The organism is Paenibacillus sp. FSL R10-2199 (assembly GCF_038000235.1).
In the GTDB taxonomy this organism is placed as follows: Bacteria; Bacillota; Bacilli; order Paenibacillales; family Paenibacillaceae; genus Paenibacillus_AQ; species Paenibacillus_AQ phytohabitans.
This window is the reverse complement of sequence record NZ_JBBOBO010000001.1, coordinates 219,952-243,760: the sequence shown is the minus strand read 5'-3', so window position 1 is coordinate 243,760 and position 23,809 is coordinate 219,952. Positions and strand designations below refer to the sequence as shown.

Genomic DNA, 23,809 nt, shown 5'->3' with positions numbered 1-23,809 from the left:
GGATTTGTATAGACATAATAATAAAGGAGAGGCGGAAATGAATTCTAACTTCCAGTCACCTTATGCTCCGCCGCCTTCCAAGTGGGAGGATCTCAAGGCTGCAATCAAGGCTGCTGCGCCGGCGCTCGGTATTGACGATATCGGGTTCACCACCGCAGAGCCGTTTTTATATTTAAAAAATATTCTTCAGGAACATAGGGACAACGGGTACGACTCGGGCTTCGAGGAGCCGGATCTGGACAAGCGGACGGTTCCGGCGCTGCAGTCGGGAGAGCAGCCGCTCTCTATTATTGCAATCGCTGTAGCCTATCCCTCCAAAATGGAGGACCCGCCCAAGTCCGAGCCCGGAGCACGCAGAGGCATACTGGCCAGGGCATCGTGGGGGCAGGACTATCATCATGTACTCCGTGAAGCGCTGGCGAAGCTGGAGAACTTCATCCGCGAGCGTGTTCCGGATGCCGTACTGGAGAGTATGGTGGATACGGGCGCTCTTGTTGACCGGGCGGTTGCAGAGCGGGCGGGCATCGGGTTCAGCGGCAAAAACTGCGCGGTTATCTCCCCAAAATGGGGATCTTGGATCTATCTTGGGGAAATGGTGACGAATATACCGCTGCCTCCGGATCAGCCGGTGCAGGAAGGCTGCGGGGACTGTACGAAATGCATCGATGCCTGCCCTACCGGCGCACTGGTCGGTCCGGGACAACTCAACGCCCAGGCTTGCATTTCCTACCTGACACAGACCAAGGGGTTCCTCAGTGAGGACTATATGACCAAGATAGGGAACCGGCTGTACGGCTGCGATACCTGCCAGATTGTCTGTCCCCATAACCGCGGCAAGAACTGGAATCACCGCCCGCAGCTGCTTCCTGATCCGGAGATCGTGAAGCCGCTGCTGATGCCGATCCTGGATCTCAGCAACCGTGAGTTCAAGGAGAAATTCGGCAGCAGCTCGGCTGCATGGCGGGGCAAAAAGCCTATCCAGCGTAATGCGGTGATCGCGCTTGGCAATTTCAAGGAAGCTTCTGCCGTGCCGAAGCTGACCGAGATTCTGCTGCAGGAGCCGCGGCCGGAGATGCGCGGGACTGCCGCCTGGGCCCTAAGCCGCATCGGCGGCAGTGAAGCCCTCACAGCCGTGGAGCAGGCACTGCAGAAGGAAGAGGACGTTACGGTGCGCGGAATGCTAAGCCGGGCACAGGACAAGCTGCTTGGGCAGAAGGAGGCGGAAGGAGAATGAATCACCGTCCAGAGAGCAGCGAAGGGGCGGAAGCTTCGCTCTATTATAAGGAGATCGATTCAATCATTGGCCCGTTGACGCTATGCGCGACAGCTTCCGGACTATGCATGATCAAGTTCGGCACCTATGATGCGAACTCGGACACTATTGCAGGCTGGGTGAAGACGCAGCTGGGTCCCGCTGCACAGATTTATGCGGATGCCGGGAGCTTGTCCGAGACGGAGCAGCAGCTTACAGCGTATTTCTCAGGGGAGCTGCAGAGCTTCAGTGTGCCGCTGGATATGCGCGGAACGGATTTTCAGCGCCAGGTATGGGAAGCTCTGCTCAGCGTGCCTTACGGGGAGTCCGCCTCTTATAAGGATATTGCGGTCATGATCGGCAATCCGCAGGCTGTACGTGCTGTTGGCGGGGCCAATAACCGCAACCCGGTTCCGGTCATTGTACCCTGCCACCGGATTATAGGTGCCGGAGGCGCACTTGTCGGTTATGCCGGAGGTCTGGGAATCAAAAGCCGCCTTCTGCAGCTGGAAGCGGAGCAGGCAGGGCCCGGCTTAAGCGGCAACTATCTCTTCTGAATCACGGGATTTGCCAATTGCTGTCCAGTTGTTGAAATGCTATGATAGATTCGCGTGCCTTAAATAGGGGCATTGCCAGACAATAGAGTACAAAGGTGGATTACAGATGAATATTGCATTGCCTATTATTACGCTTGTTGTAGGTCTGATCGGCGGATTCTTTATCGGTGTGTATTATCTGCGCAGACAAATGACAACGATGCAGAATGATCCTGAAATGCTGCAGAAGGTTGCTAAGCAAATGGGATATAACCTGAACGGAAAGCAGATGCAGCGTGCCCAGCAGATGATGAAGAACGGCAATCAGCCGGGGCGTGCTCCTGCGGCAGCCAAAGGACAGGCCCGCAAGAAGAAATAATCAGGATAAGGAAATAGATAAGAATCAGCTGCGGGTGCGGAAGGGGGAGATTTCATGGGGAGCATCAAGGAGTACATGAACGGGAAGGTTTCTGTAAACCGTGAGCAAATCGAATATCATGTTGAGAAAATATTAGAGCTGATTGGTGAAGATACCAGCCGCGAAGGCCTGCTGGAAACACCGGCTAGAGTCACGCGGATGTATGAAGAGATATTTGGCGGTTATTCGATTGATCCGCGCGAGGCGCTGGGCGTAACTTTCGACGAGTCTCATGAAGAGCTTGTCATTGTGAAGGATATTGTCTACTACAGCCAGTGCGAGCATCACATGGCTCCTTTCTTCGGCAAAGTGCATATTGGCTATGTCCCCAGCGGGCGGATTGCCGGACTGAGTAAGCTGGCCCGGCTCGTGGAAGCGGTCAGCCGCCGCCTGCAGGTGCAGGAGCGCATTACTGCCCAGATCGCCGACATCATGACCGAGGTGCTGAATCCGCACGGTGTCATGGTGGTTGTCGAAGGAGAGCATCTGTGCATGTGTGCCCGGGGTGTGAAGAAGCCCGGCAGCAAGACAGTAACCATGGCAACCCGGGGCACTTTCCGTGAGGATGCTGCTGCCCGGGCCGAGTTTCTTGCTCTGATCAAAGAATAGTACGCGGGACTAATATTCCCTGACTTGTGCAAGGCAAAGCCCGGCGGCCACTTTCGAGTGGCCGCCGGGCTTTTTTGGGGAAAGACCTCAAAAAGGCTGCCAGACCAGCTTGCGGGCGGCACTGTACCGCTCGGCTACGTAAGGCCAATTCACGACTTTCCACCAGTCCTGGATATAATCTGCGCGGTTATTCTGATGCTTGAGATAATAGGCATGCTCCCATACATCCAGCGCCAGCAGCGGGACAACATCCCACTGGGACAGATTCTGATGCTTCTCAGCAGTCAGAATCTCCAGCCTGCGGCTGCGCGGGCTCCAGACCAGGATGGCCCATCCGCCGCCCTCCACTTTATTGGCCGCTTCAGTGAACTGGGCCTTGAAGGCATCGTAGCTTCCGAAGCTCCGTATAATGGCATCCAGCAGTGCTCCGGATGGCCGGCCGCCGCCCTGCGGGGACATGACGTTCCAGAAGATCGTGTGCAGATAATGGCCCGCCCCGTTAAAGGCAAGCTCCCGTTCCCAGTGTTTAACGAGATCATAATCGTTGCTCTTCCGGGCTTCCGCCAATTTAATCTCTGCTTTATTGAGTCCGTCTACATAGCTCTGGTGGTGCTTGTCGTGATGAATAATCATCGTCTTCTCGTCAATGTAGGGCTCCAGCGCATTATAAGCATAAGGGAGCGGGGGCAGTGTGTGCCCGCCGATCGGGACCGGCCCCAATTCACGGGCTTCCCACAGAGGAGCCGTCCAAGCCGCCGTTTCCTGGGGAGAGTCTTCACTTAGGGACACCGCAGGCACAGCAGCCGGTTCATCCTGCTCTATTGGGTTCTGCCGCATCATGCCGGCACCGGCTCCATATTCCGGGGCGCTGAGAGCCGTAAGCACGGCAAGGAAATACTCCGATTCGCAGATAAAATGCTTCACTACGACCCCGGCCAGAGGGGAGGCGCTCATGGCCTGGCTAGCCTCCCCCATAGCCTTCAGCTGGCGGATGAATTCACTGGATTGGCTGCAGGCTGTATGAAGCAGCAGCTCTGTTTCGGCGGCAAGGCTTCCCGGACCGCCGAAGGCCGGAGCCTGTTGGCTTCCGAGCAGTTGACACGCCGCCTGCTCCGTAGCCAGGAAGACAACCGTCCATTCCTGGAGCAGCTTGACATAAGGCTCCTTGAGGTTTGGAGTAAGCTGGATAAGAACCTCAGCGTGTTCCTTCTCCTGTTTTTTCCAGAAGGCAATTTCCCCTAGAATGTGCACTGGCAGCGGCGCACCGGATACATATTGCATAGCATGCAGTCCTCCCGTCCTGAATTTTCAACGCTTCATTATATGACCGGGAGAGTCCGCTTATGTAACGGTATTCGTTGTGGCCTAAGGCACTATGGTGAGCAAACCCCAAAAAAGCATGCGCAGCATGTATAAGGAAATACATCTGCGCATGCTTAGTTAATCCAATATAGGTATAGGAACGCTGCTGTTTCTGCTTGTGGTTACTTGCTGGCCTGACTTCCGTTGTCCCCGCTGATGCGGGCCAGCTGGACATTGCCGAGAAATGCTGAGACACGGCGCAGATACTCACGCGGATGCTCGCGGAACAGCAGCTCATGATGACTGTCCTCCACAATCCATGAGTCGGAGTACGGGTTGGTCTGGTTCGCGGCCAGTTCTTCGGCAATCGGATAAGGTGCCTTCTCGTCCATAGTACCGTGCATGAAGAGTACCGGGAACGGATAGTCCTCGGATTTCACCTTGGAATAGGGAATCTGATTCAGCCCTGTACCGTTCAGTACCGGGAACAACAGCTCCATAATCTCCAGTGAAGGCTGGCGGGGAAGATCTATATTCTGCTTGATATTGTGATAGAGTGTATCCGGCTCCAGCAGGAAGGTGCTGTCCAGTATCATCGCATCCACGTCTTTGGTTACGAGACCCGCCTGCAGCGCGGTACCAGCACCCATGGAGAAGCCCCAGACTACGATTTCGTTTGCACCCTTGTCCTTGGCATATTCGATCGCCCCAAGAAGCTGCTGGGATTCTTTTTTGCCGCCGGTAGCGATATCTTTATTGACCTTGGAGGCGAAGCCGTAATCAAACATGACCACATTAAATTTTAGGCTGTGCGCATAATGGGCCAGGTCGTACATAGGAACCCAGCTTTCCTCTCGGTTAGCACCGTAGCCATGGCTGAAGACAATGGTCTTCTTGGCTCCCTCTGAAGGAATATACCAACCCTGCATAATACGGCTGCCGTCCTTTGCCGGAAAGGTGATCTCCTCATACGCCAGCCCTTTGGCAAGATAAGGGTTAGAGTAGAGGGGCGCTACAGTAGGATTCGAGAGCACCCAGGCTATATAGCCGTGCAGGGCGATGAAGCAGAATAAAAAGAAGAAGAACACAGATAACAGCAGAGCTACGACAATATGCTTAACGCGTATCATCCGCAGTGAAATAATAGGTATGGAATTAGGCTTATCCTCGTTAGGCATACGGGAGACCGGCGAGCCGGGGTGACTTGTTGCCAGATCCATAAGGTCCCCTCCTAAAAGTTTTGTGGAACATCCGCTTCCTGTGAGACTACTTCGCAGCAAAACTGCTTCGGAAGCATGAACTTAAGTTTGATTAGCAGAAATACTTCATATATTTAATCGTATGGTTATGCCCTTACAAAGTCAATGAATTCAGCGGTTTTGTAATGTAACTGTAAACTGCGGCCCAGTCTTTACCGTACAGTGAATATGCTGGACTTTTTTCGGACCTTTGCACTAAGATAGAATGGATCTGAAGAATAATGTAACCGGGTTTCAAGAGGTGAAACACATGAGGGGGAGAACAGGGTGGAAGACCGGAAACTGACTGTACGCGCCGTGGAACGTGCGCTGGATATATTGCTCTGCTTCACTCAGGATAATGATTATGACCTCAGTCTGACGGAGATTTCCGCCAAGATTGGCCTGCATAAAAGTACGGTGCACCGCCTGCTGACTACGCTTGAGGAGAAGGGCTTCCTGCAGCGCGATGAGGGCACGGAGAAATACCGGCTCGGGATTCGCATCTGGGAGCTGTCTACGCATTTGCCGACCCTGAATGAACCGGCGGTACTGCTGCTGCCGGCGATGGAACGGCTGCGTGACCGTCTGGGAGAGACGGTCAGCCTCTATTTGCGCGACAATCTGGAGCGCGTGCGCATCCAGGCCGTACAGAGCCGGCAGGCGATCCGCCGGGTGGCACAGATCGGCGCAAGGCTGCCCCTCTCTGTAGGTGCATCGAGCAAGGTGCTGGCCGCTTACGCGCCTCCGGAAGTGCAGGTCCGGCTGCTGGCCGATCCGGCATGGCCGGAAGCTGTAGACCGGAGCCAGTATCTGGAGCAGCTCAAGGAAATCACCCGCTGCGGGTATGCTACCAGCTTCGAGGAACGCGAACCGGGTGCGGCTGCAGTGGCGGTGCCTATCACCGGGCGTGCCGGGGGAGTGGTTGCAGCGCTCTCTCTTTCAGGTCCGGTCAGCCGGCTTTCGCGGGAGACGCTGGAGGACTATGCAGTGATTCTGGGTGAAGCTGCGGCTGAAATGGGGCTGATGATGGGCTGAAACGGCGGCGCCCGTTATATGCCGTGATTAAGGGGTAATTTTAGTAAATAGAGGCTAACCAGGCCTGTCAGTTCCATTGTATATCTAGTTAAAATGAACTATTATTAAAAAATATTAGTTACAATTATTAAAAGATATGAAATGTAATCCAGAGCATGAGGTGATGGGATGAAAGCTGTAATACCCGATTCACTGATGGGAGAAATTCAAGAGCTCCAGGATACGTTCGGTTCTGTCACGAGTCAGGCTATTGTGCTTACGGATCAGGCAGGGAATGTAATAACCCGTCCAACGCTTTACGGAATATTCTATCAGAAAATGTTCAGTTCTTTGCAGGAGACGCAGCGCCCTTTCGAGCCGGCTTTGCTCAGACTGGGCCCCTTATCGCATCCTGCTGTATTGGAAGAATGGGTTCCAGGGCTAAAGTATGTGGTCAGTCCGCTGGTTCCCGAGTATGGACAGACTTATTATTTGTGGTCGGGCCTATACATGGAAGAAGGGACCCGGGAGCTTGTACTGCAGGCGTTTGAGGCCAAAATGAGGATTCACCCCCACTATGATGAGTTACGGACTGAACTGCTTGCCATGCCTGAGCTTAGCCGGGAGCGTATCGGCATAATCAGGGGCAAACTGGCCGTTCTTGGAAACATACTGTCTAAATTACTGGCGGGCGGTGTACTCAAACCCCTGGCGCAGAGAAGCGGCATGGTGGTTTCACAGCTGCTCTCCAATCTGGAAACAGACTTTCTGAAGATTGAGGATGTTTTGCAGCAAATGGCAGGAAGGTTCTCGGATGCCGATTTATATGCTTTTGCCAAAGAGGAAGAGGCAGGCAGGTATAAGGTGAAATATTCCGCCGGCAAAGAAGCGAATCTGTTGATGAATGCCGAGTTCCAGCAGGGGGACGGATTTCTGGGACAAGCTGTTCTCGGCAGGGAGCCCCGGCACTGGCAGGGCGTTGCCAAAGATCCGAGGTCGTTATTCTTCACCCAGCGCGGAATTACGCAGCCGGAGTATTTGTCATGTTATCCGGTTCAGATTCACAGCGGCAAAAAAGCGCTGCTGTTGGCTGTGGGCTTTGGTGAAATCCGCCAGTTACAGGACCATGCCCAGCAGGACCAGATGGTTGCTTCTCTGCTTGGGCTATCCTCACGGGGGGAGAAGCTGCGGCAGCGCGAAACCCTGCGTAATGATGCTACACTGAGGCTTAAAGAGGCCGCGTGCCTGCTGCCGCAGACTACATCATCGCAGGAGCTGGGCATTCAACTGCTCGATATCATTATGGGGATGCCGTTCTATCCTTCATCTGTACTCGTCTACTTTGAGGAGGCAGCGGGAGGCAGCCATCATGCGAAGGGCTGGAGCCCGGAGGCGGCTGCCCAGTATGTCCAGGAGATTGAGGAACGGTATTCGCCGCAAGCCTTTCTCTCCTCTGCTATTATCAACGAGGATGCCGAGGGGCAGGTGCTGCTGGAATGTCCGCTGATTGCCGAGAAGGTATTCAAAGGAATTCTGGCGGTAGGCTTCAGACGCCGCAGTGAAGCAGAGGAATGGCTGACATTCGCCAGCTGCCTGGCCAGTCTGGCCAGCACGGCAATCCGGCTCATCGAGAAGGATAGCAGGCTTGTGAAGCAGGCGGGGGTATTCCTCCAGCATACCCGGGATTATCTGAGGAGCACTAATCCTGAGCTGCAGCGCTTGTCGCTGGAAGCCTCTTCAATGGCGCATGAGCTTGCCCGCTACACCGGTCTGCCGGAACGGGAAGCGGAACGGATGAGAAACGCCTGTCTGCTGGCTCCGTTCAAACTTGATTTTCTGCAGGGATACGGCTTCTATCAGGAAGAAATAGCTCTGCTGAAGCAGGTGGATCAATTGGCATCCTTCTATTTCAAGATGGATAAGCCGTCGGTTTCTTTGCCCGCACAGCTGCTGGCACTTGTGCTTCATCATACCGCCAAACATGCGGATAGGGATAAGCTTGCGGAACCAGAGGTTGAGTGGCTGGACCCCTCCCGCTACAGTATGGATGATTATATTGCCGGGGAGATTGACAGTGAGCCGCAATCAGCCCTTCAATCGTTTCTGCGCAGCCGCTCGGATGCGCAGCCAATGAGGAGAACGGTTTCGGCGGTCAAGCTGCTGAACAGCGCTGCACTGAAGACACCTAAGGAAGAATGGGGAATCTCGCCGCGTGAAGAGGAAGTGCTTGAATTGATCATTCTGGGCAAGACGAATAAGGAAATTGCCAGTGCCTTATTTATCAGCGAGCATACCGTTAAGAATCATCTAAGCCGTATTTTCACCAAAATGAATGTAACGGACCGTTCACAGATCATTGCTCTGGTCTATAAAAGAATACTCGACTCTGAGCGCATCGAGATCTGATTACGCCGGGTTTAACTGCTTTGCTCCATATGGATATCCATCCCCTTTCGGCTGAAAGGGGATTTTTTGCGGTTATATGCAGCAGGAGGGCAGGTGCACAATTTTAAAATTTAACAAAATGAAGTTGTCAGAGAGAAAGAGCTGTGTTATATTTTAAATGATAATGATTATCAATATCATATACATAGGGGGATTATTTTGCGACATTCTAATAAAAGTCTGGTGCTTATCGTTTTCACCTTGGCTCTGGCTCTGCTGCTGGCAGCTTGCGGCCAGTCCGCTAATAACTCTGCAAACAATTCCGCTGCAGCAGCTGATTCCGGAGCTTCTCCTGCGGCCTCTTCTACGGCGGCTCCTGCTGCAACAGCTGACAGTGCGGATTCAACCGGTGATGTAGAAATGGTCACTTTCCAAGACAGTGTAGGAGAAGTTCAAGTACCCAAGAATCCGCAGCGAATCGTTGATACCACTGCGTTCTACACGGGTTATTTCCTGGCATTAGGCGTTAAGCCGGTAGGCGCCATGGAGGGGGCAATGGGCAATCCATATCTTGCCGGAATGCTCGATGGCGTGGAGTCGCTCAGCAATGATGTAACACCGGAGAACATCCTTGCCTTAGATCCTGATCTGATTATTGTATACACCGGCACGGAAGGCATCGACAAGCTGAAGGAGATCGCTCCGGTGGTGCAGATTCAATACGGCTCCAAGAACTATAAGGACCAGATGATGGACTCCGGTAAGCTAACGAACAAGAATGATGAAGCCAAAGCCTGGGTAGATCAGTGGGAAGCGAAGATTGCTGAACTGAAGCCGCAGGTACAGGCTGCCGTGGGTGACAGAACCGTATCCATCCTGAATCCATACGCCAAGGGATTGTTTGTATTCGGTCATAACTATGGACGGGGCGGCGAAATTCTGTATGGAGAATTCGGTTTGAAGGCCCCGGCAGAGGCCCAGAAAGAGGCAATCGACAGCGGCACGGGCTGGGCCTCCATCTCTCTGGAGAAGCTTCCGGACTTTGCCGGTGATATTATCTTCACTTGTCCATGGTCAGGGGATACTACAGATCCTAAGATTGTATATGACAATCCGCTTTGGGCAGGCCTGCCTGCGGTCAAAGCCGGCAACGTATTCCAGCTTAACCCGGATGCAGACACGTATAATGATCCGGTGTCCCTGGAGGCACAGCTGGATTTCATCACAACAAGCCTGCTGTCCGTGAAATAATCCATTATTGAAATAAGGAAGCTATCTGCAAATCTGCATATAAAAAGCTGCGCCGGTGTCAGATCAATATCTGATACCAGCGCAGCTTTTGTAATATTTAAGCTTGTGTATACAAAGTTATTCTACCGGCAGAGCCGTTTCCGAAGCTGTGGCATCAGCCAGCATCTGGCGGAGCACCGTCTGCAGGATACCGCCGTTGCGGTAGTAGTCGATGTCAACGGTGCTGTCGAGCCGGGCAATGACCGGGAAGTCGAACTGGGTTCCGTCTTCGCGGGTGGCGGTGACGGTCAGTTCCTGACCGGGTAGTACATAGTTGTCGAGACCGGTAATGTCGAAGGTCTCACGTCCGGTCAGGCCCATGCTGCTCCAGCCATGGCCTTCCTGGAACTGCAGCGGCAGTACGCCCATGCCGACGAGATTGCTGCGGTGAATCCGCTCGAAGCTCTCGGCGATGACGGCTTTGACTCCCAGCAGCAGCGTGCCCTTGGCGGCCCAGTCACGCGAGCTTCCGGTACCGTATTCCTTGCCGGCAATGACGATCAGGTTCTGACCGGCCGACTGATACAGCATGGATGCGTCATAGATCGACATCACCTCGTCGCTCGGCAGGAAGGTGGTTACCCCGCCTTCTGTTCCCGGAGCAACGGCGTTGCGGATCCGGATGTTGGCGAAGGTACCGCGCATCATCACTTCATGGTTCCCGCGGCGCGAGCCGTAGGAGTTGAAGTCGGCACGTTCTACGCCATGATTACGCAGATATTCTCCGGCCGGACCGGAGGTGGAGATATTACCGGCTGGTGAGATATGGTCCGTGGTGACGGAATCGGCCAGCAGCGCCAGAACACGCGAGCTGCGGATATCCTTGATGTCGCCTACACCGTCTGCCAGATGCTCGAAGAATGGCGGATTCTGAATGTAAGTGGAATTATCATCCCATTCATACAATTCGCCTTCCGGTACCGGAATGGAATTCCAGCGCTCATTAGCCGTGAAGACATTCTCATATTTGCTGCGGAACATTTCCGGACTTAGCGAGAGTCCTATAGCTTCGCGGATCTCGGCAGTAGTAGGCCAGATATCGGCCAGGAAGACAGGCTCGCCCTGCGGATCGTAACCCAGCGGCTCGGTCTTCAGGTCAATATTAACGGTACCAGCGAGCGCATAGGCTACCACAAGCGGCGGTGAAGCCAGATAGTTGGCTTTGACTTGGGCATGTACGCGGCCCTCGAAATTACGGTTGCCGGATATAACAGCGGCAACGGTCATATCATGTTCTGTAATGGCCTGGCTGACTTCATCCGGCAGCGGGCCGGAGTTACCGATACAGGTGGCGCAGCCGTATCCGGCCAGATAGAAGCCCAGCGCTTCCAGCGGCTTCAGGAGATCGGCCTTTTGCAGATATTCCGTAACGACCAGCGATCCGGGCGTCAGGCTGCTTTTGACATAACCGGGTTTGGTCAGTCCGCGTTCCACAGCCTTCTTGGCGAGCAGTCCCGCTCCCAGCATAACGCTTGGGTTGGAGGTATTCGTACAGCTGGTAATGGCCGCAATTACAACAGCTCCTGTGCTGAGCTTGCTGGTGCTGCCGTTCTTGTGCTGCACTTCCACGACTTCGGCAATCTTCTCATCACTGAGGCCATAGCCGCCCTTATCGATTGGTGTACGGATGATGCCTTCAAAGTTCTCCTTCATATGGGTCAGCTCGACCCGGTCCTGCGGACGTTTCGGTCCGGCCAGGCTGGGCACTACAGAGGCAAGATCCAGCTCGATGATATCGCTGAACTGAGGGTCCGGCGTACTTGCGGTGCGGAACATCCCCTGCGCTTTATAGTAATCGCCTACCAGCTCAACCAGCTCATCCGGGCGTCCGGTGCTGCGCAGATAGGCCAGCGTCTCGTCGTCTACCGGGAAGAAGCCGATCGTAGCCCCATATTCAGGTGCCATATTGGCTACGGTCGCGCGGTCCGCCAGACTGATATTAGCCAGACCAGGACCGTAGAATTCGACAAATTTGCCGACTACGCCTTTCTTGCGCAGCATTTGGGTAACGGTCAGGGCCAGGTCGGTAGCAGTGGCGCCTTCCATCAGACTGCCGGTCAGCTTGAAGCCCACGACATCCGGTGTCACAAAATAAAGCGGCTGTCCGAGCATGCCTGCTTCCGCTTCAATCCCGCCTACACCCCAGCCGACCACGCCAAGGCCGTTAATCATTGTGGTGTGGGAGTCGGTTCCGACCAGGGAATCTGGGTATACGACCGTTTCGCCGTCAATAGTCTTGGTAGTGGCTACAGAAGCCAGATACTCCAGGTTAACCTGATGCACAATCCCTGTTGCCGGGGGAACTGCGCGGAAGTTGTTAAAGGCAGTCTGCGCCCAGCGCAGGAAGCGGTAACGTTCCTCGTTGCGCTCGAATTCAACGTTCATATTATATTCCAGTGCGTCGGCAGTTCCGAAGGCATCGACCATAACCGAGTGGTCAATAACCAGGTCAACCGGCACAAGCGGATTAATCTTCTTAGGGTCGCCGCCGGCTTTCTTGACGGTGTCGCGCATTGCGGCAAGATCAACGACTACCGGTACGCCGGTGAAGTCCTGCAATACAATCCGGGCCGGAATGAAAGGGATTTCTTTATTACGGTCAATGCCGCCGGACCAGCCGGCCAGCTGCTTCACATGCTCTTCTGTAATTGCCCGTCCGTCATACTGGCGGACAGCAGCTTCAAGTAATACCTTAATGGAGAATGGCAGGGATGAAATGTCGCCCGCGCCTTGTTCTTCCAGCGAGTTCAAATGATAGTAGCGATAAGTTTTGCCGCCTGATTCCAGGTTCTTAGCCAGTGAGAAATGGTCCTTGCTTGGCATATATGCGCCTCCTCGTTTCATCTGGTGAAACTACATTTCATATTTCCTATACTTTAAGTATAACGGTTGCAAAGAGGGGAGTAAAGTTTTTTTTCCTTCTTCATGGAAGGTTTGTAAGAGGTTGAAACTGCGCTAAATGGAGCGAAAATGCCGTTTATCCAGAAATTTATATGCTTCATGCTGCAAAGCCGTTTCCGCCTATTTCCAGCCATGCCTGGAGCGGATGGTTTCCCGGATTCAAATGTAGTTAAATCGTTCCTGTCCTGTATAGCGGCAGGCAATCCTTCATATACATAGGACTACATAGGACAGCAGCCAAAACGGGAAGGGGAACGGCTATGCCGCCCTTCAAAAGGACGGCACAGTTTCAGCGGGAAATAGAAGGATTATTTATAGTGCCAGAGCCTATAAATTCTTATATTTGAACGAAAGGGCGGAGAATGAATGGAGCAGCAGTGGAAGAAAAGTCTCTATGTCTATGTGGATCAGCTGAACAAGGGGCGGGTTGCACCTGGAATTGAACCGCGCCAAACCACAATCAAGGATCCGCGGTTCCTGGACGAACAGCGTACACGCTTCCGCCGTATTGCGCAGTGGTACAGCCAGCGGGGGATCACTCCGCTGCGCGGGGAAACAGGCGTCAGGACACTGCGTACCGTGCGGCAGAATCCCGCCGAGGTGGTCGCCGATGTGGCGCTGCACAGCGCATTCTATTATGAGAAGGGCGGAATGACTCACCGCGAGGATGTGATTGAGTCCGAGCGGCTGACCTTTGTGCGGAAAGGTGGAGACTGGGAGATAATCAACGTGGAGCGCAGTGTTCCCGAGCGGAATGCTGTGCGCAAAGTGGTGGAGACTGAGCCTGCCTTGCGGCTGTCGCAGTGGGGGGAGGTGCTGCCTTCACCGCGGCCATCCCAGCCGCTGCTGAACCGCAGGGTCCTGCGCGGAGTGAGCGGCGCAAGAGAGGTCCGCTACCGCCGCGAAGAGGCGGCGGCGTATGCCGACCGCTGGTGGAAGGACGGCAATCCGGAGTTCGAGATTTTCGAGGTGGACTGCACCAATTATGTCTCCCAATGTCTCTTTGCAGGGGGAGCACCTATCAACTATACTGGTAAAAGAGAAACGGGCTGGTGGTACAAGGGCTACAACGGGGCACAGGAATGGTGGAGCTTCAGCTGGGCGGTTTCAGACAGCCTGCAGCGTTATTTGAGCGGCAGCCGCAGCAGCGGTCTGCGCGCTGAAGTTGTCGAGCGGCCGGAGCAGCTGATGTTAGGCGATGTGATCCAATACGACTGGGACGGCAACGGACATTACCAGCACAGCACGATTGTTACCGCCTTTGATGCGGGAGGCATGCCGCTGGTGAACGCCCGGACGGTGAGCAGCCGCCACCGCTTCTGGGATTACAAGGATTCCTACGCCTGGACGGACCGCACGGCCTACCGTTTTTTTCATATTAATGACTACTTATAATTCAGAAAGAGGTTAGGGCATGGGGAACGCTAAATTGACCGTAGGACTAGTGTACGGCGGCAAATCCGGAGAGCATGAGGTATCGCTCCAGACGGCTTATGCGGTTATGAACGCTTTTGACTACGATAAATATGAAATTATTCCATTCTACATTTCCAAACAGGGAGTGTGGAAGGTAGGGGCAGCCCTGGAGGCTCCATTCAGCGGAATTGAAGAGCTTAAGCTGTCCGGAGCTTCCGGTGATATGGGGATGGCCCTGAATGCGTTATTCAGCGGTCTCAGCGGCGGAGATTCCATTGTGGATGTGATGTTCCCGCTGCTGCATGGTACGAACGGGGAAGACGGTACCATCCAGGGGCTGTTCGAAATGGCGAATATTCCGTACATTGGCGCAGGTGTGCTGGCTTCATCGGCAGGTATGGATAAGGTTGTCATGAAGAAGCTGTTCGGCGAGGCAGGGCTCGAGCAATGTGAATATTGTTATTTCAATGCTGCTAACTGGAAAAGCAAAAGCCATGAGCTGATCGTTGGTGTAGAGGATAAGCTGGGGTATCCGGTATTCGTGAAACCGGCCAACCTTGGCTCCAGCGTAGGCATCTCCAAAGCAGCCGACAAAGAAAGTCTGATCAAGGCTGTTGATTACGCCTTCCGTTATGATACCAAGGTCATCATCGAGGAATTCATCGATGCCCGTGAGGTAGAAGTTGCCGTACTTGGCAATGAAGAGCCAGAAGCCTCAGTTCCGGGTGAAATCGTCTCTTCCGGCGAATATTATGATTATGCGGCCAAATACACGGACGGCAAATCGCAGATGCTGATCCCGGCACCTGTCGATCCCGAGGTGGCAGACCGCCTGCGCGAATCGGCACTGCTGGCTTTCAAGGCCATTGAGGGCAGCGGCATTACCCGGGCTGATTTCTTCCTGCGGAAGTCTGACGGCAAAATTCTCATTAATGAAGTGAATACAATGCCCGGCTTCACCCCGTTCAGCATGTATCCTCTGCTGTGGCGCGAGACCGGCGTATCCTACCAGGTGCTGCTGGACCGGATGATCGGGCTGGCGCTGGAGCGGTACCAGTTCAGACAAGGGCTTAAGTACGATAACGAATAACATATGGTGATCGGCGGGAGCATTCCGGCCGGGAAGGAGAGAGAAGCATGGGGTTTCAATCAGAATTCAATTCAGTGTGCAAATTCAAGAATGAACAGGAGCTATATGAGCTGCTGGAGTACGGACGAACCAAAATGGTGAAGCAGGGCTTCCGTGTATACCCGACCGGCCAGAAGGTCATCGCCTACAATCCGGAGAATGTTGCTGTAGCGATCGTCAAAATTTCTGCTTCCATTGCTGAAATCAACTTCCAGGGCAATGAGGTTACAGCTGTGGAGATGGATCTGGTACGCAAGCTGAATGAGGAAGAGTCGCGGGTACAGACGGCCCTTGCCTACGAAATGTTCTTCGGAGAAGAAGGATGATTGTCCGCTTCGGCTATGTCGCCATGTCTACTGTCATCCCGGACTGCTCACCCTCTAAGACAATGACTATGGCAAGCTTTAACAAGCTGGGCGACCGGGAAGCCGGATTGCGTAAGCTGGAATCAATCGCACGGATCAATCTGCATAATACACTCCGCCTGCTGAAGCATAATGCAGGCTCGGATATTATGGTCTACCGCCTGACCTCCAAGCTGATTCCGCTGGCGACCCATCCTGATCTGGCGGATTGGCATCCGCTGTCCGCACTGGCGGAGGAGTTCGCTGAGGTGGGCACTTATGTGAAGAAGCACGGCATGCGGGTCAGCTTTCATCCGGACCATTTCACGGTTCTGAGCACTCCGCGTCCCGAGGTGCTCGCAAGCTCGATCCGCGACCTGCAGCATCATGCCGATATGCTTGAGGCCATGGGGCTGCCGGCAACCGCCAAGAGCAATATCCACATTGGCGGTGCTTATGGGGACAAGCCTCTGTCTGCGGCGCGTTTCTGTGAGCAATGCTCCGCGCTTCCGCTTGCACTCCGGGAACGGATGACGCTGGAGAATGACGACAAGACGTTCAATGCGGTGGAGACACTGGAGGTTAGCCGGAGCCTCGGACTGCCGATGGTGCTGGATATCCATCATCAATGGGTCAACAACGAAGGCGAGCTTCCCTGGGAGCTGTGGCCGGAGATCCAGAAGACATGGACAAGCAGTCTGGCCCGGAAGGATGTCCTGCCCGGGGAAGTACTGCCACCGAAGATTCATGTCTCCAGCCCGCGCAGCCCGTCCGATCCGCGGAGCCATGCCGACGGTGTGGAGCCGGCTCCGCTGTTTGCTTTTCTGAAGCGGATCGCCGCAGATACCCCGGCAGTGGATGTCATGATCGAAGCGAAGCTCAAGGACGGAGCCTTGTTTGGCCTGATGGAGGCCATGAAGGAGCTTGCACAGGGCGGGAACGGAATTACGGTACTAAACGGAGCCAGCGTGAATATACAAGCATAACAGGCAACAAACAAGGGGATTAGGCCTTATTACGGTGCCAGTATTAACTTGATAAGTGGGCGGAAATAGGGTACGTTGAATGAAAGTTGAGCAGCAATTTGACGTCCTGCGCGTAACAGCGTTCCATGGGAGAACGATCATGCTCAAAGAAAGCGGAGTGAAGAGATGAGTCCTGTAAGTCCTGATAACCGAAATGAACGGGAACCCTATGTAGTTACAAGCAAGGGACATACGGCGGCGGCAATTAATGCTGCAGCCAAAGCGGGGGAATGGATCAAGAGCAGACAAGGCCAGGTGAAGGAGCTGGGCAGCAAGACATCCGCCCAGGATCTGGTTACAGAGGTCGATAAAGGTGTGGAGCAAATGATCCGCCGGCTGATCCTGACCCATTATCCCGACCATGCCATCCTTGGGGAGGAAGGCGTTCAGCCGGGAGCGGACGCGCTGACTGCCGCCCTGGATGAAGCGCGGGAGCATGAGTATTTGTGGATCGTTGATCCCATTGACGGGACTACCAATTTCGTACACGGCTTTCCTTTCTACTGTGTCTCAATAGCCCTCGTCGTTAAGGGGGAGCTGACAGTCGGTGTTATTTATGATCCGATCCGTGACGAAATGTTCGTTGCCGAGAAGGGCAAGGGTGCGTATATGCACGGGATTCCTACCGCCGTGTCAGCGGAGACGGAGCCTGGAAGCAGTCTGATTGCCATGGGCTTTCCGCCGGACCGGGTATTCGCCCAGCCTGCCAATATGGCCGGACTGCAGCAGATTCTGCCGCAGGTGCGCGGCGTTCGCGCCGGCGGCTCGGCAGCGCTGCACCTGGCATATGTTGCGGCAGGCCGGGTGGACGGCTACTGGGAAGTGGGCCTGAGTCCGTGGGACTGTGCGGCAGGCGTGCTGCTGGTGCTGGAATCCGGCGGGAAAGTCACTGATACCCAGGGCAATCCCTACGATATCAGTACACGCCATGTGGTGGCGAGTAATGGACGGATACATGATTATCTGGTGAACTCCCTGCAGGCAGCTGATGCCACGGGATTCAAGAAGCAGTAAGGAGGCGGCATTGCCATGAGTGACAATGATGATCTGGAGCGCAGACTGAGTGAGCTTCTGGAGGATGGCGAGATGGAGCCGGATGACCGGCAGGCCAAGGAAATCCGCCAGATTTCGCCCAAGTATGAGATCCGGATACAGACTACGCTTGATCCTATAGTTGAAGAAACGCGCCGATACCGCAAAATCGCTTACGAATTGGACAGCCGGTATGATAAATATGTGCAGCGTTCTGAACAAATCAGCGGCCCGTCTAGCGCGGGCGGCCATAAGAATTCTACAGAATCCGGCAGCGGAGAGCAGTAAGCCGCAGCAAGCCTCAGGAGCGGTTTTCCGAACAATCGGGAAACCGCTCTTTTGCGCAGCGTGGCTGGGTGTTAGAATGGAATTATACTAATTTAGGGGGAATACGATGCTGAAGACATGGAGAAGATTCATATCAGCCGGAACTAGCGGGCTGCTGCTGTTCGCTGTATTAATTAATGTGCATGCAGGCCCTGCCGGTGCCGCTGCAGCAGCCGTTACGACGGCCCCGGAGCAGGATGTCTTTCGCATCGTGGCACTTGGAGATTCCATTACTGCCGGATATGAGCCGGGGATGACTGATTCCAGTGTGAAGCCGTACGGATATGCCGAGAGATTACTGGAGCAGGGCTGGTATCATGGCAGAAGCACGTTAAGCAATTACGGTATATTAGGTCTGAAGACATCCGGATTGCTTCAGTATACCGCATCCATCAAAGACGGCATCGCAACTACGGCAGAGGCAATCCAGCCGGGGCTGCCTGATCCGCGCATCGCCCAGTTTGCCGCTATGACGCCGCAGATTAGAACGGAGCTTGCTGCAGCGGATTTGATTACGCTCACTATAGGCGGCAATGATGTCAGCAGTCTGTTTCTGAATGTTAAGACACTAACGGAGGCTGACTTCACAGCCCAGCTTGCGGAACGCCTCGCGGCGTACAGCAGCAATGTGAAATCGGCACTGGACAATATCCGGGCCGTGAATCCCCTGGCAACGATTCTGCTGGCCGATCAATATCAGCCTGCTCCCAGAATTGCCCTGGGTGCTTCGTATGACAAGCTGATGAGTGCCGCTGCACAGTTTACAGTAGCCGCCGAGAATATTGCAGCTACCCTGAACCAGGCGGGAGCACCTGTAAAGGTAGCCCATGTAGCCGCCAAGTTTGCCGGTGTAGAGGGATCGCTCACCCATATTATCGGGGCTGGAGCGGCAGACTTCCATCCGACGCAGCTGGGCTATGAACGGATCGCCACGGTGTTCGCAGAGCTGCAGTGGGGGGAATACCTTACTCCGGCAGCTGCAGTGATGACTTCAGCCTCCGCACCGATGTCAATTGTAGTGAATGGGACCACGCTTAACACTCCCAATAAGCCCATTCTGAAGAATGGACAGAATTTCCTGGCGCTGAAGGACATTCTGAATGCGGTAGGCGCAACTGGTAAATGGGATAACAAAACATCCAGCGCGACGATTATTTACGGCGGAAGAACCGTGGTAATTACGATTGGCTCGAAGACGATTAAGGTGAACGGAACGGATGTAGCGATTGATACCCCGGCATTCCTGCAAAAGGTCGGCAAAGAGGATAAAACGTACCTGCCGCTCGCCGCGCTCGCTACCGGGCTTGGCTTCGATGTGAATTACAGCAGCAAGCTGCGGACAGCTTTCATTAATCCATAATCCAGCATAATATATCAATATTGCATAATAAAATCAGGCCCGTAAGGCAAAGGTGGATGAACGCAGTTGTCTAGTACAAAATATAATGCCGGATATATAATCACGATGGATGATATCGTGCGTGAAGGGGATCCCGTACTCCGTGCGGTAGCAGAACCCGTGCAGCTGCCGTTGCAGGAGGAAGACCGCGAGGCGCTGAAGTGTATGATGCAGTTCCTGAAGAACAGCCAGGATGCCGAAATGTCTGCCAAACATAAGCTCCGTTCAGGGGTGGGCTTATCCGCCAATCAGGTGGGGCTGAAGAAGCGGATGTTCGTGATGTGCCTGAAGGACGATAACGGCAAGAATGTAGAGTATACCTGGGTGAACCCCAAGATCATCAGCCATTCTCTGGCGATGGTGTATTTACCGGAGAGCGAAGGCTGCCTGTCCGTGGACCGGCCTGTACACGGCTTTGTGCCGCGGTATGAAACCTTGAAGGTTCGGGGATTTGATCTGAACGGTCAGGTGATTACCCAGAAATTCAAGGGTTATCAGGCGATCGTGATTCAGCATGAGATGGATCATCTGGACGGGATCATGTTCTATGACCGGATCAATCAGCAGAATCCGTTCAAGCTTCCGCAGGATGTGGAAATCCGCAGCCTGTATGAACAGAAGAGCAAGGGGTAATGATGGATATTCAAGGATTGCCGCTAACCCTTCTATATATAGGATTGGCACTTGTCATTGCGCTGGTTTTTGTCTACAGGATTAGAAAAGGTATATTCCACAAGCACATCATGGCGGAAGCGGCCATCGTTGTAAGTTATGTGGTTGTCGCTATTGCGGGAGGCAGTATGCCGCTCGCAGTAAGGCTGGTGACCCCGCTCGCGGTTGCTGCGCTGTTCATGTATGGACAGCGCAAGAGCGGCGGGAGCTGATCATTTCAACCTTGAAATCGGGAGTGAAGCGGTTTGGAGTGGAACAGAATAGCCATAAGAGGCTTGCAGAATGTATACAACGATGAAGCGAAGCAGATTGATGAGCAGATTCTAAGATTAGTACAGCAGAGGAAGTCGGTCGCGGAAGGGAAACAGCTGTTTCCGGATCCGGAGATGATACAGCAATGGTCTGCTGAACTGGGGCTGGAGCTTTCGGAAATATCGCTTGTACTGGGCAGCTTGAATGAATCGGTGCCCAGACGCCACTTTTGGGAAGAGCCGGGTGAATTACGCGGAGTGCTTCCGATCATGAAGACAACACGGGATGGGGATTTCGAATATGCTCTTACTCATTCCATGCAGTATGAGAACCTGAGTATTCTCTCGGTCGAGATCAAGTGCCTGACAGCGGCCGTAGAAAGCGTCAGCATCGAAGCCCCTCTTACGCTCGCAATTTTGGGAGAGGCTGAATATGAGGTGCAGATGCATGGTGGCCGGGGCGGCGGTGCCCAGGTAGAGATGCGGTTTCTAATTTGGCCCCCGCTGCCGGAAGCGCTGGATTCCATTGAATTCTCACTGGTCCCTGACGGCAGAGGACTTAGACGTCCGCGCCATAAGGAAGTCACTCTGGACAAGCAGATTGATTTCTAAGGAACCTGCACGTTATATTGGGTGTGAAAAGAGGCTGGCCCCATTGGGGCCAGCCTCTTTATCTAGAGTTTCTTACAGCTGTTGCTGCTCCGCTGCCATAGCCGCGAACGAGGCCTCTGCTGCCTCCAGCGTAATATCGATGTCGGCGTCCGTATGGGCAGTGGTCAGGAACCACGCTTCATATTTGGAAGGCGCCAGATTAATGCCGCGGTTCAGCATATGGCGGAAGAAGCTGGCGAACATTTCACCGTCGGTATCCTGCGCTTCATCGTAATTAGTAATCGGATGATTGCAGAAATGCGTAGAGAATGCACCGCGTATCCGGTTGATGGTCAGTGGAATGCCGTGCCGTCCGGCAGATTCCTGCAGCCCTTCAGTCAGGCGGATAGCGAGCCGTTCCATCTCGTCATACACACCCTCGGCACTCAGCACCTCAAGGCAGGCAATCCCTGCCGAGATCGAGGCTGGGTTACCAGCCATCGTTCCGGCCTGATATGCCGGACCCAGCGGAGCGACCTGCTCCATGACATGCTTACGTCCGCCGTAAGCGCCGATAGGCAGCCCGCCGCCGATGATTTTGCCCAGTGCGGTCAGATCGGGAATGATATCCTCATGGCCCGCAAGACCTGCATAGGTCTGAGTGGAGCCGTAATGGAAACGGAAAGCGGTGATGACTTCATCGTAAATGACAAGCGAGCCGTTCTCATGCGTCAGCTTGCACAGGCCTTCGAGGAAACCGGGATGCGGCATGACCATGCCGAAGTTGCCGACAATCGGCTCGACCATAACGGCAGCCACATCTTCGCCCCACTGCTTAAGCGCCGCGCGTAGCCCGTCCAGATCATTGAAGGGTACAGTGATGACTTCCTGGGCGATGCTGGCCGGAACGCCTGCACTGTCCGGGATGCCCAGCGTAGACGGTCCAGAGCCTGCAGCTACAAGCACCAGGTCGGAGTGGCCATGGTAACAGCCGGCGAACTTGATGATCTTGCTGCGCTTCGTGTAGGCACGGGCCACGCGGATGGTCGTCATAACGGCTTCTGTACCAGAGTTGACGAAACGTACCTTGTCCATGGAGGGGATAGCTTCCTTCAGCATTTTGGCCAGCCTGATTTCAAGCTGGGTTGGCGTGCCATAGAGCAGTCCATTCTGTGCAGCCTCTGTAATGGCAGCGGTGATATGCGGGTGGGCATGTCCGGTAATGATCGGGCCATAGGCGGCCAGATAATCAATATATTCATTGCCGTCCTCGTCCCAGAAGCGGGAGCCTCCGGCGCGTTTCATGAATACGGGAGCGCCGCCGCCTACGGCCTTGAAGGAACGGGAGGGGCTGTTGACGCCTCCGACGATATGCTGCAGAGCTTCCTGGTATAAATGTTCTGATGTGCTGCGGTTCATGGAATAACATCCTTTCGTATGCCGGAGGCGCAAGGGAAAGGGCGAACTGGCGGTGTATCCCGCTGTCCGCCCGCCCCTGTGTGCCAAGCATGGTTATATTGTATTCTAGTTAGATCCCGGTGTAGCGGAAGGGCTGCTGCCCGGGGAAGCCTCTGCCTCAGGAGTCGGAGTAGGATCAGGCGCAGTGACTGTATCCTGCACGAACTGCTTCAATTCTTCATCACTGGTGAAGCCGATGACCTGGGAGCCATCCTTGGTGGTTTTCTCTCTGATCAGCTCCATCGGCGGGATTTGCGCACTGCCGCCCATGGAGCTGTCATAGCCGACGCTCCCCAGCTTCCACATATCACTTAAGGTAAGATTGGTATCAATATAAGGCGTAACCTCTGACAGAATCGTGGGCAGCTTAATAATAGAAGTGGTACTGATCACCTTGTCCGCCACGGCCTTGAGGAATCCGCGCTGACGTTCCGTCCGGGTGAAATCGGAAGTGGCGTCATGGCGGAAGCGCACGTACTGCAGCGCCATATTGCCATCCAGGTGCTGGAAGCCTTTTTTGAGATCAATATCGAACTCAGGCCCGTCCGCCTTGGAAGTATAGTGCATGTCTTTCTCAACCTCATAGTCGACACCGCCAACGGCATCTACAAGCTTCATGAAGCCCTGGAAATCGGTATACACATAATATTGAATCGGGATGCCGAGCAGGTCGCTTACCGTCTGCATCGCCGTATTGGGTCCATAGGTAATTGCAGCATTGATCCGCTGTGTCCCGTGGTCAGGGATAGGGATATAAGTATCGCGAAGAATGGAGAAGACATAGAATTTTTTCTTGACCGGGTCTAATGAGGCAACCAGCATGGTATCCGAACGTGGGACCTCGCCTTTCTTCACTCCGCGCGCATCGACACCCATAAGCAGGATGTTCACAGGCTCTGTACCTTCCCATTCGGGGGGCTGAACAGTTTCCGCCGAGGCTGTTGGCACATTGGCAAACGGAGAATCTTCACCTGTCTTGTGCAGGTTGTCGAGCTGGTTGTAGATTGCGGTGAAATAATAAACCAGACCTCCGATAATTAGAAGGAGTATGATTGCCAGAGTCCAGAGCAACGTCTTCTTTTTTGATTTGCCGGCTTTTGCGTGCCGGTTCTTTCTTGGCGGCATTTCGTTCTTCCTTTCCGGTTCACATTCTCTACATTATAATTTCTTTTGGGAATACACGCAATTTCCGAATCATCAGCCATATCCATAAGGAG

Annotated in this window: 20 protein-coding genes and 1 pseudogene; 16 read left to right on the top strand and 5 right to left on the bottom strand. The window is 54.0% G+C overall.

What is annotated here, in order from left to right; genetic code table 11:
* The first annotated feature begins 37 nt into the window (after positions 1 to 37).
* The 3 genes and pseudogenes from queG to folE all read left to right on the top strand — a co-directional run bounded on the left by queG (position 38) and on the right by folE (position 2,815).
* Positions 38 to 1,809: pseudogene (gene queG / locus NYE33_RS00980) on the top strand (tRNA epoxyqueuosine(34) reductase QueG).
* 106 nt (positions 1,810 to 1,915) lie between these two features.
* The gene (locus NYE33_RS00975; RefSeq protein WP_042133331.1) at positions 1,916 to 2,167 is read left to right on the top strand and encodes a YneF family protein; all 252 of its coding nucleotides are present in this window, start codon (positions 1,916 to 1,918) and stop codon (positions 2,165 to 2,167) included.
* 54 nt (positions 2,168 to 2,221) lie between these two features.
* Entirely contained in the window at positions 2,222 to 2,815 is a 594-nt protein-coding gene (folE, locus tag NYE33_RS00970; RefSeq protein WP_039308661.1) for a GTP cyclohydrolase I FolE, read from the top strand.
* 87 nt (positions 2,816 to 2,902) lie between these two features.
* On the opposite strand, the gene NYE33_RS00965 is transcribed toward folE, so the two are convergent.
* Entirely contained in the window at positions 2,903 to 4,096 is a 1,194-nt protein-coding gene (locus NYE33_RS00965) for a Fe-Mn family superoxide dismutase (protein WP_341064446.1), read from the bottom strand.
* Positions 4,097 to 4,299: 203 nt separating this feature from the next.
* On the bottom strand, positions 4,300 to 5,295 hold the full coding sequence (locus NYE33_RS00960; RefSeq protein ID WP_042140714.1) for an alpha/beta hydrolase: 996 nt from the start codon (positions 5,293 to 5,295) through the stop codon (positions 4,300 to 4,302).
* Positions 5,296 to 5,643: 348 nt separating this feature from the next.
* On the opposite strand from NYE33_RS00960, the gene NYE33_RS00955 reads away from it, so the two are divergent.
* From NYE33_RS00955 to NYE33_RS00945, 3 genes are all read left to right on the top strand, one after another.
* Positions 5,644 to 6,393 carry an IclR family transcriptional regulator gene (locus NYE33_RS00955; protein WP_042133334.1) on the top strand — a complete coding sequence of 250 codons (750 nt, stop codon included), beginning with the start codon at positions 5,644 to 5,646 and terminating at the stop codon, positions 6,391 to 6,393.
* A gap of 168 nt (positions 6,394 to 6,561) precedes the next feature.
* Entirely contained in the window at positions 6,562 to 8,778 is a 2,217-nt protein-coding gene (locus NYE33_RS00950) for a helix-turn-helix transcriptional regulator (RefSeq protein ID WP_340948113.1), read from the top strand.
* Positions 8,779 to 8,976: 198 nt separating this feature from the next.
* Positions 8,977 to 10,008 carry an ABC transporter substrate-binding protein gene (locus NYE33_RS00945; RefSeq protein WP_341064445.1) on the top strand — a complete coding sequence of 344 codons (1,032 nt, stop codon included), beginning with the start codon at positions 8,977 to 8,979 and terminating at the stop codon, positions 10,006 to 10,008.
* Between the two features lie 117 nt (positions 10,009 to 10,125).
* On the opposite strand, the gene acnA is transcribed toward NYE33_RS00945, so the two are convergent.
* Positions 10,126 to 12,870: an aconitate hydratase AcnA gene (gene acnA / locus NYE33_RS00940; protein WP_042133336.1), complete on the bottom strand. Its 2,745-nt coding sequence runs from the start codon at positions 12,868 to 12,870 to the stop codon at positions 10,126 to 10,128.
* Positions 12,871 to 13,314: 444 nt separating this feature from the next.
* Here acnA and NYE33_RS00935 point away from each other — a divergent pair, with 444 nt between their 5' ends.
* From NYE33_RS00935 to NYE33_RS00890, 10 genes are all read left to right on the top strand, one after another.
* Positions 13,315 to 14,343: an amidase domain-containing protein gene (locus tag NYE33_RS00935; protein ID WP_039308652.1), complete on the top strand. Its 1,029-nt coding sequence runs from the start codon at positions 13,315 to 13,317 to the stop codon at positions 14,341 to 14,343.
* 19 nt (positions 14,344 to 14,362) lie between these two features.
* Positions 14,363 to 15,454 (top strand): D-alanine--D-alanine ligase, encoded by a 1,092-nt coding sequence (locus NYE33_RS00930; protein WP_042133340.1) that lies wholly within the window; start codon positions 14,363 to 14,365, stop codon positions 15,452 to 15,454.
* A gap of 47 nt (positions 15,455 to 15,501) precedes the next feature.
* Entirely contained in the window at positions 15,502 to 15,819 is a 318-nt protein-coding gene (locus NYE33_RS00925) for a hypothetical protein (protein ID WP_039308646.1), read from the top strand.
* Positions 15,816 to 16,823, top strand: coding sequence for a UV DNA damage repair endonuclease UvsE (gene uvsE, locus NYE33_RS00920; protein WP_076246268.1), 1,008 nt, complete (start codon positions 15,816 to 15,818; stop codon positions 16,821 to 16,823). Before NYE33_RS00925 ends, uvsE begins: the two co-directional genes overlap by 4 nt.
* Positions 16,824 to 16,988: 165 nt before the next feature.
* Positions 16,989 to 17,876: an inositol monophosphatase family protein gene (locus NYE33_RS00915; protein ID WP_336101134.1), complete on the top strand. Its 888-nt coding sequence runs from the start codon at positions 16,989 to 16,991 to the stop codon at positions 17,874 to 17,876.
* A 15-nt stretch (positions 17,877 to 17,891) separates the two neighbouring features.
* A complete protein-coding gene (locus NYE33_RS00910; protein WP_042133348.1) occupies positions 17,892 to 18,182 on the top strand; it encodes a hypothetical protein in 291 nt (96 codons plus the stop codon).
* Between the two features lie 106 nt (positions 18,183 to 18,288).
* Positions 18,289 to 19,581, top strand: coding sequence for a stalk domain-containing protein (locus NYE33_RS00905; RefSeq protein WP_341064444.1), 1,293 nt, complete (start codon positions 18,289 to 18,291; stop codon positions 19,579 to 19,581).
* A 105-nt stretch (positions 19,582 to 19,686) separates the two neighbouring features.
* A complete protein-coding gene (def, locus tag NYE33_RS00900; RefSeq protein ID WP_341068560.1) occupies positions 19,687 to 20,253 on the top strand; it encodes a peptide deformylase in 567 nt (188 codons plus the stop codon).
* Positions 20,253 to 20,504 carry a hypothetical protein gene (locus NYE33_RS00895; RefSeq protein ID WP_076246277.1) on the top strand — a complete coding sequence of 84 codons (252 nt, stop codon included), beginning with the start codon at positions 20,253 to 20,255 and terminating at the stop codon, positions 20,502 to 20,504. The genes def and NYE33_RS00895 overlap by 1 nt, the downstream gene beginning before the upstream one ends.
* A gap of 33 nt (positions 20,505 to 20,537) precedes the next feature.
* A complete protein-coding gene (locus NYE33_RS00890) occupies positions 20,538 to 21,155 on the top strand; it encodes a hypothetical protein (RefSeq protein WP_076246279.1) in 618 nt (205 codons plus the stop codon).
* 72 nt (positions 21,156 to 21,227) lie between these two features.
* Here the strand turns inward: NYE33_RS00890 and NYE33_RS00885 are convergent, their stop codons facing one another.
* Positions 21,228 to 22,553 (bottom strand): glutamate-1-semialdehyde 2,1-aminomutase, encoded by a 1,326-nt coding sequence (locus tag NYE33_RS00885; protein ID WP_042133354.1) that lies wholly within the window; start codon positions 22,551 to 22,553, stop codon positions 21,228 to 21,230.
* Between the two features lie 105 nt (positions 22,554 to 22,658).
* Complete coding sequence (locus tag NYE33_RS00880) at positions 22,659 to 23,717, bottom strand: LCP family protein (RefSeq protein WP_341064441.1); 1,059 nt, start codon at positions 23,715 to 23,717, stop codon at positions 22,659 to 22,661.
* Positions 23,718 to 23,809: the final 92 nt, after the last annotated feature.